This is a genomic window from Bifidobacterium sp. UBA6881, from assembly GCA_002451435.1.
Classification (GTDB): domain Bacteria; phylum Actinomycetota; class Actinomycetes; order Actinomycetales; family Bifidobacteriaceae; genus Bifidobacterium.
Window position 1 is genome coordinate 3,329 of record DKCF01000035.1, and the last position, 8,681, is coordinate 12,009.

The window sequence follows — 8,681 nt, forward strand, 5'->3', positions numbered from 1 at the left end:
ACCAAGGGCTACGCGTCGCTCGACTACCATGAGGACGGCGAGCAGGCCGCCGATCTGGTGAAGGTCGACATCCTCATCCAGGGCGAGAAGGTAGATGCGTTCAGCGCCATCGTGCACCGCGACAAGGCGTATTCCTACGGCGTGATGATGACGAAGAAGCTGCGTGAGCTGATTCCGCGCCAGCAGTTCGAGATCCCGATCCAGGCGGCCATCGGCTCCCGCATCATCGCGCGAGAGAACATCCGCGCATTGCGCAAGGACGTGCTCGCCAAGTGCTACGGCGGCGACATCTCCCGCAAGCGCAAGCTGTTGGAGAAGCAGAAGGCCGGCAAGAAGCGCATGAAGATGCTTGGCCATGTGGAGGTGCCGCAGGAGGCGTTCATCGCCGCGCTGTCGACCGGCGACGCCGGCAACGACCGCGACACCAAAGACAAGATCCGCGCCGCGCAGAAGACCGAAGGCTGATTGTTCCGTGGCGTTTGGGGTCTATATCCACGTTCCGTTCTGTCTGCGCCGCCGAGCCGTAAAGCGGGAAGCGCGGTGCGCTTCCCGTAGGCGAGGGGAGCGGCTTGCCGCGACGGCAGCGGCGCGTTGGAGGTTGTGCTGTGGCGTTTGAGGTTTACATCCATGTTCCGTTCTGCCTGCGCCGCTGCGGCTACTGCGATTTCAACACATACACGGCGGCCGACATGGGCGGCGGCGCCTCGCGGGGCAACTACGCCAACATGGTGGTTCGCGAGATGACGACCATCCGCGAATGGCAGGAGCAGCAGGGTATCGTCGAGCCTCCGGTTTCCACGGCGTTCTTCGGAGGCGGCACCCCGACCGTTCTTAAGGCCTCCGATCTTGTCGCCATGCTGGACGCCGTCCGTGAAACATGGGGACTTGCCGACGATGCGGAGATCACCACCGAGGCGAATCCCGACACCGTGGATGTCGATTACGTAAAAGAGCTCGCGGACGGCGGGTTCAACCGCATATCCTTCGGCATGCAATCCGCCGTCCCGCAAGTGCTGAGGACGCTTGACCGTACACATACCCCGGCGAACGTCGCGGCTGGCGTCAAGGCCGCCAAGGCCTGCGGCATGCGCTCCAGCGTCGACCTCATCTACGGCGCGCCGGGGGAGAGCCTCGACGACTGGCGGGCGTCCGTACGCGCGGCCATCGATTTGGGGGTCGACCATGTCTCCGCTTATGCGCTGACCATCGCCCCGACCACCAAGATGGGACGCCGCATCGCCGCGGGCACGTTGCCGAGGCCCAGCGACGACGACGAGGCGGATAAGTACGAAATCGCCGATTCGCTGTTCTCCGCGGCGGGACTTGAATGGTATGAGATCAGCAATTGGGCGCGTCCTGGCCAGGAGTCCCGGCACAACCTCGGGTATTGGCGCAATGTCGATTGGGCCGGCCTTGGTCCGGGGGCGCATTCCCATTACAACGCGCGCGACGAACAGGCCGGTCTGCGATCCTGGGACATCGCGCATCCGAAACTGTGGGGCAATGCCGTCAACGCGGGCAAGGTGCCGTGGTCGGGCAGCGAACGCATCACCGGCGCGGAGGACGACGAGGAGGCCATCATGCTCGGCCTGCGCATCCGCGAAGGCCTCGACACCACGCGCTTCTCCGGGCGGATCCCCGAAACCAAATGGCGGGAACTGTGCGACGAGGGTCTGATCGTCATGAAGGGCCACCGCGCGGTGCCGACGTTGCGTGGAAGGCTCCTCAACGACACCATCATCACGAAACTGCTGGAAATGCTGGATTGATGGCATGTGGGCGGGGATTCCGGCAAGGTCGCCGGAATCCCCGCTTGAGGTATTGACAAAAATTGCGATTCGTTATATGGACACATGAAACGTGGCGGATACAGGGGCGCGGTATCCTAATCCACGCATTAAAGAACCGCAGGACTTTTCTTGCCCAAAAACATTGAAGGTGGTTTCGGTGACTTTCCACGCCCCGTTAGATCTAACGATCCATGATTCCCAAGGTATGTACGATCCTGGTGCCGAGCACGACGCATGCGGTGTGGGTATGGTCACCACCCTCAACAAGCGTCCGGAACGCAAGATCATCGACGACGCCATCGAGGTGCTCGTCAATCTGAACCACCGTGGTGCGGTCGGAGCCGAGGAGAACACCGGTGACGGCGCGGGCATCCTGATGAGCATGCCCGACGAGTTCATGCGCGCCACCGTCGACGTCGAGCTTCCGGAGGCGGGACACTACGCCGCCGGTATGGCGTTCCTCGACCGCGACATCGCGACTTCCGGCCAGCAGGAACGCGCCATCGCCAAGATCGTGCGCGAAGAAGGCCTCGAAGTGCTCGCATGGCGCGTCGTGCCAACCAACCCGGACGGACTCGGCCTGCAGGCTCTGGCCAGCATGCCGTCCTTCAAGACGCTGGTCGTCGCCGATCCGGAAGGCAGGCTCGCCGGAATCGATCTCGATCGCAGGACCTTCCGCATCCGCAAGCGCGTGGAACATGAGGTGGGCATCTACTTCGCCTCGCTTTCCGCACGCACCATCACCTACAAGGGCATGCTCACCACCATGCAGCTCAAGCCCTTCTTCGTGGATTTGTCCGACGAGCGCATGAAGGCGAAGATCGCCATCGTGCACTCCCGCTTCTCCACCAACACGTTCCCGAGCTGGCCTCTGGCCCAGCCGTTCCGTCTGCTGGCCCACAACGGCGAGATCAACACCATCCAGGGCAACCGCAACTGGCTGTCGGCCCGTGAAGGCCGCCTGAGCTCCGAACTGCTCGGCGAATTCAAGCCGCTGCTGCCGATCGCCACGCCGGGCTACTCCGATTCCGGCACGTTCGACGAGTGCCTCGAACTGCTGCACCTCGCAGGACGCTCCATGCCGCACGCCATCTCCATGATGCTTCCGCCGGCATGGGAAAAGAACGACCAGCTCGACCCCGACGTCAGGGCGTTCTACGAATACAACAACACTCTGATCGAACCGTGGGACGGACCTGCGCATATCGTCTTCACCGACGGTACCCAGGTGGGCGCGCTGCTCGACCGCAACGGCTTCCGTCCGGGACGCTGGCAGGTCACCAAGGACGGCTACGTCGTGCTCGCCTCCGAAACCGGTGTGCTGCCGGAGATTCCGGAGGAGAACATTCTCACCAAGGGCCGTCTCGAACCGGGCAAGATGTTCCTCGTCGACACCGACGAAGGCCGCATCATCCCGGACGAGGAGATCAAGAAGACCCTCGCATCCCAGCATCCGTACCGTCAATGGGTCGAAGGCAACACCGTCGAGATGAGCCAGCTTCCCAAGCGCGAGCACGTCAACCACTCCGGCCAATCCGTGCAGCGCCGCCAGCGCGCCTTCGGCTACACCGAAGAGGATCTGAAGCTGCTGCTCACGCCGATGGCCAACACCGGCAAGGAGCCGCTTGGATCGATGGGCAACGATGCGCCTATCGCGGCGCTGTCCAGCCGCAGCCGCATGCTGTTCGATTACTTCACCCAGAAGTTCGCCCAAGTCACCAACCCGCCGCTCGATTGGGAGCGCGAGAAGATCGTGACCTCCCTCGAATCCGCCATCGGTCCGGAACCGAACCTGCTGGCCGATTCCGAACTGCACGCCAAGAAGATCCTCATTCCGCTTCCGGTGCTTAATTCCGATGAGATGGCGCAGCTGAAGCGTCTCGATCGTGCCAAGATCCTGGGCGGATACTACAAGCCGTTCATCGTCAAGGGCCTGTACCAGGTCGCAGGCGGCGGCAAGGCCCTGAAGGAACGTCTCGATGAGATCTTCCAAGAGGTCGACGAGGCCATCGAGAACGGCGCCAATTTCCTGGTGCTGTCCGATCGTGAATCCAATTACACCTGGGGCCCGATTCCGTCCCTGCTGCTCACCTCCGCGGTCCAGCACCATCTGCTGCGTCGCCACACCCGCACGCAGATCTCCATGGTGGTCGAGGCCGGCGATGTGCGTGAGATCCACCATGTGGCGCTGCTCATTGCATACGGCGCGGCTGCGGTGAACCCCTACCTCGCATTCGAATCCGTCGAGGACCTCGCCCGCAACGGCTACCTCAAGGTGGATGCCGCCACGGCCGTCAAGAACCTGGCCAAGGCCCTTTCCACTGGCGTGCTCAAGATCATGGCGAAGATGGGCGTCTCCACCATCATGAGCTACCGTGGCGCGCAGCTGTTCGAAGCCGTGGGCCTGAACAAGGATGTGATCGACGAATACTTCACCGGCACCACATCCCGCGTCGGCGGCGTCGGCCTCGACGAGCTGGCCGAGGAAGTAGCGATTCGCCACCGCGTGGCCTATCCGTCCCAGTGGACCGCCCGCCCGCACCGCAATCTGCGCACGGGTGGCGACTACAAGTGGCGTCGTACCGGTGAAAACCATCTGAACGATCCCGAGGCGATCTTCCTGTTGCAGCAGTCCACCCAGCGTGGCGACTACAACCTGTTCAAGAAGTACTCGGCACACATCAACGACACCTCCAACCGTCTGATGACGCTGCGTGGTCTGATGAAGTTCAAGTCCGACCGCAAGCCGATCGACATCTCCGAGGTCGAGCCGGCCAGCGAGATCGTCAAGCGCTTCTCCACCGGCGCCATGAGCTACGGCTCTATCTCCCAGGAGGCGCATGAGACGCTCGCCATCGCCATGAACAAGATCGGCGCGCGTTCCAACTCCGGCGAGGGCGGAGAGTCCGAAGATCGCATCAACGATCCGCTGCGTTACAGCCGCATCAAGCAGATCGCATCCGCGCGCTTCGGTGTGACCAGCGACTACCTGGTACATGCCACCGACCTGCAGATCAAGCTCGCCCAAGGCGCCAAGCCGGGCGAAGGCGGACACCTGCCGGGAGCGAAGGTCCCGCCGTGGATCGCCAAGGTCCGTCACGCCACGCCGGGCGTCGAGCTCATCTCCCCGCCGCCTCACCACGACATCTACTCCATCGAGGATCTCAAGCAGCTGATCAACGACGCGAAGATGGCCAATCCGAAGGCGCGCGTCCATGTCAAGCTGGTTTCCGAATTCGGCGTCGGAACCATCGCCGCGGGTGTGGCCAAGTGCCATGCCGACGTGGTGCTGATCTCCGGCTACGACGGCGGTACCGGCGCGGCTCCGCTCAACGCCATCAAGCACGCCGGAACGCCTTGGGAGATCGGTCTGTCCGAAACCCAGCAGACCCTCGTGCTCAACGGCCTGCGCTCCCGCATCACCGTCCAGTGCGATGGCGAGCTCAAGACCGGCCGCGACGTCGTGATCGCCGCCTTGCTCGGTGCGGAGGAGTTCGGCTTCGCCACCGCCGCGCTGATCACCGAAGGCTGCGTCATGATGCGCGCCTGCCAGAAGAACACCTGCCCGCAGGGCATCGCGACTCAGGATCCGGAACTGCGCAAGCGCTTCAAGGGCAAGCCGGAGTACGTGATCAACTTCTTCATGTTCGTCGCCGAAGAGGTTCGCGAGCTGCTCGCCAAGCTTGGATTCCGCACGCTGGAAGAGGCCGTCGGCCATGTCGAATGCCTCGACCAGAACGAGGCGATCAAGCGCTGGAAGTCCGATGGCATCGATTTGAGCAATGTGCTCATGCAGCCGGGCCCGATTCCGGGAACCATCCTGCACAAGACGATCGATCAGAACCACGAGCTCGACAAGGCGCTCGACAACAAGCTCATCGAGCTTGCGCAGCCCGCCCTTGAGAAGAAGGAGCCCGTGCGCATCGAGATGCCGATTCGCAACGTGAACCGTACGCTCGGCACCATGGTCGGCTACGAGATCACCAGGCGTTACGGCGAGGAAGGATTGCCGGACGACACCATCGACATGACCTTCCACGGTGCCGGCGGCCAGTCCATCGGCGCGTTCATCCCGCGCGGCGAGACCATCCGCGTGTACGGCGAGGTCAACGACTACGCGGCCAAGGGTCTGTCCGGCGGTCGCATGGTCGTGCGCCCTGAGGCCGGCATCACCTTCGACCCGCACACGAACGTGATCGCGGGCAACGTCACCGGTTTCGGCGCGACATCCGGCCAGATGTTCGTGGCCGGACGCGCCGGCGAACGCTTTGCGGTGCGTAACGGCGGCGCCACCTTCGTGGTGGAGGGCGTCGGCGACCACGGCTGCGAATACATGACCGGCGGCACCGTCGTAATCCTCGGCTCCACCGGACGCAACCTCGGCGCAGGCTTCTCAGGCGGCAACGTGTACGTGCTCGATCTCGACATGAAGCAGGTCAACCCCGCCGCGGCGGTCAACGGCTCCCTGCTGTTCGAACCGCTCGACGGCAACACGAGCGAACTGGTGCACGATCTCGTCAAGCAGCACGCCGAAGAGACCGGTTCCGAATTCGCGGCGTCCCTGCTCTCCGATTGGGAGAACACCGCCAAACGATTCACCCACATCGTTCCGAAGACGTTCCTCGCCATGCAGAAGGCGATGAGGGACGCCAAGGAAAACAACATCGATTTCAACACGCCCGGCGTCTGGGAACAGGTGTACGAGCAGGTTATGGAAGGAGCGCGCTGACATGGGAGATCCTCGTGGATTCCTGAAGGTCCGTACCCGTCGCGAACTGGCTGAACGCCCCGTCGAGGAGCGAATCAAGGATTGGTTCGACGTCCACGCCGAATCCGGCCTGCAGCCGTGGACCACCGAGCAGGCGGCACGCTGCATGGATTGCGGCACCCCGTTCTGCATGACCGGATGTCCTCTGGGCAACATCATCCCCGAGTTCAACGATCTGGTCCGTCAGGAGAAGTGGGAGGATGCGTACAACCGTCTGTCCGAAACCAACAACTTCCCCGAAGTGACCGGACGCATCTGCCCGGCGTTGTGCGAGGCCGCCTGCGTGCTCGGCATCCACCAGCCGCCGACGATGATCAAGAACGACGAATGCACGATCATTGACCAGGCTTGGGACTTGGATTACGTCAAGCCGCTGCCACCGCAGCGTCTGACCGACCAGACCGTCGCCGTGGTCGGTTCCGGCCCGTCCGGATTGGCCTGCGCGCAGCAGCTCACCCGCGCCGGACACACCGTCGTCGTGTACGAGCGCGACGACGCCATCGGCGGTCTGATGCGCTACGGCATCCCGAACTTCAAACTCGACAAGCGTCTGCTCGACCGCCGTGTGAAGCAGATGGAGGCCGAAGGCACCGTGTTCCGCACCGGCATCGAAATCGGCAAGGACATCTCCTGGGATGATCTGCGCTCCCGCTATGACGCGGTGGTCGTGGCCATCGGCTCCACCGTGCCTCGCGACATGAAGATTCCGGGACGCGAGCTCAAAGGCATCCACTTCGCCATGGAGTTCCTGCCGGACGCCACCCGCCGCGTATACGGTGTCAAGCCTGTCCACGACATCACCGCCAAAGACAAGCACGTCGTGATCATCGGCGGCGGCGACACCGGTTCCGACTGCCTGGGCACGTCCATCCGCCAGGGCGCGAAGGACGTCACCGTGCTGCAGATCATGCCGAAGGAACCGTCCGAGCGTCCGGCAAACCAGCCGTGGCCGACCTTCGCCCGCCTGTATCAGGAGACCTCCTCCATGGAGGAAGGTTTCGAGACGCAGCGCGCCGAGTACGTGTACAGCACCGATTCGGTGAACTTCGTGGGCACCGAAGAGGAGCAGGCCAAGGTGAAGGTGGAGAACTCCACCGCCACCGAGGGCTTCGTGGCCGATGAGAACGGCCACGTCACCGGTCTGAAGGTCGTGAACGTCGCTCCGGGCGAAAACGGACCGTTCACCCGTCAGCCTGGCACCGAACGCGTCATTCCCGCCGATCTGGTGCTCATCTCCGTGGGCTTCCTGCACCCCGACACCACGACACTGGTCGACCAGCTGCCCGTCGACCTCGATGGCCGCGGCAACGTGGCGCGCAACGACAAGTTCGCCACGTCCCAGGACGGCGTCTTCGCCTGCGGCGATGCCGGACGTGGCCAGAGCCTCGTGGTGTGGGCCATCTCCGAAGGCCGCTCCTGCGCGGCCGCGGTGGACGAATACCTTACCGGCTCCACCGAGCTGCCGGCGCCGATCGTCGCCTCCAAGAGGCCGATGATGCTGCCGCGCTGAGCGCGCGAAGGGCGTTGACGAACGAAACGGGGAGCCCGGACCACACGCAATGTGGTCCGGGCTCCCCGTTTTTCGCCGAACATGCGGTAAAGTGTCGTTCAGCACATGTAACAAAGGAGTGATCCAATGCCGAATCGCGCAGAACGTCGAGCGCAAGCCAAAAACAACCGCAAGGGAGTGCCGCAGCAGTACGACCAGACCCATGGCCGCGGCCGTTCCGGCATGCTGGACGAGTACCAGCTGCAGGAGAAATCCCGCCGTCTGCAGGACGGTACCGACGGTCCATGGAAGCCAAGCGGCAGCACCGACAAGGCTGTCGACGCCGCGGAGAATCTGTTGAACACCAATCCCGATTACCGCAACCCCAAAATGTTCAAGGCTCCGCATTCCGCACGCCAGTGGTTCCGCGTCGCCAGCTGGGTGCTGATCGCGGTGTCGGCGATCGCCTTCTTCGTGGTCATGTGGCTGCCATCGCATCCGATGTGGCTCATCGCCACGGTCTCCGTGGTCTTCGCGGTCGGCGTGCTGAGCCTGTTCTTCACCGCGGGCAATCCGAAGCACAACCCGAACCTCGACCAAAACGGCACCGCCGTCTGACACGGCGGAATCCGCG

General features: G+C 63.3%; 4 protein-coding genes and 1 pseudogene. All 5 read left to right on the forward strand.

What is annotated here, in order from left to right; translation table 11 throughout:
* A pseudogene (locus B3C64_RS02755) lies at window positions 1-465 on the forward strand (elongation factor 4); the annotation flags it as partial.
* A 140-nt stretch (window positions 466-605) separates the two neighbouring features.
* Entirely contained in the window at window positions 606-1,769 is a 1,164-nt protein-coding gene (gene hemW, locus B3C64_RS02760) for a radical SAM family heme chaperone HemW (protein ID WP_291533573.1), read from the forward strand.
* Between the two features lie 178 nt (window positions 1,770-1,947).
* Complete coding sequence (gene gltB, locus B3C64_RS02765) at window positions 1,948-6,519, forward strand: glutamate synthase large subunit (RefSeq protein WP_291533575.1); 4,572 nt, start codon at window positions 1,948-1,950, stop codon at window positions 6,517-6,519.
* 1 nt (window position 6,520) lies between these two features.
* Window positions 6,521-8,068 carry a glutamate synthase subunit beta gene (locus tag B3C64_RS02770; RefSeq protein ID WP_291533576.1) on the forward strand — a complete coding sequence of 516 codons (1,548 nt, stop codon included), beginning with the start codon at window positions 6,521-6,523 and terminating at the stop codon, window positions 8,066-8,068.
* 126 nt (window positions 8,069-8,194) lie between these two features.
* On the forward strand, window positions 8,195-8,665 hold the full coding sequence (locus B3C64_RS02775) for a tripartite tricarboxylate transporter TctB family protein (RefSeq protein ID WP_291533577.1): 471 nt from the start codon (window positions 8,195-8,197) through the stop codon (window positions 8,663-8,665).
* Window positions 8,666-8,681 lie beyond the last annotated feature (16 nt).